The 255-nt window shown below is 53.3% G+C and carries 1 rRNA gene; it reads right to left on the bottom strand.

What is annotated here, in order from left to right:
• Positions 1-36: 36 nt before the first annotated feature.
• Positions 37-255: ribosomal RNA gene (locus V6F88_RS27970) — 16S ribosomal RNA — on the bottom strand; the annotation flags it as partial.

Consider the following 255-nt stretch of genomic DNA (forward strand, 5'->3'; position numbering starts at 1 on the left):
TAAGAGTGGACGCTTAACACGAGCACTTAAGCTCTGAAAGGAGGTGATCCAGCCGCACCTTCCGATACGGCTACCTTGTTACGACTTCACCCCAGTCATGAATCCTACCGTGGTAATCGCCCCCCTTACGGTTAGGCTAACTACTTCTGGTAAAACCCACTCCCATGGTGTGACGGGCGGTGTGTACAAGACCCGGGAACGTATTCACCGCGACATGCTGATCCGCGATTACTAGCGATTCCGACTTCACGCAGT

Source organism: Achromobacter sp. ESBL13, from assembly GCF_036668755.1.
Lineage (GTDB): Bacteria > Pseudomonadota > Gammaproteobacteria > Burkholderiales > Burkholderiaceae_B > Achromobacter.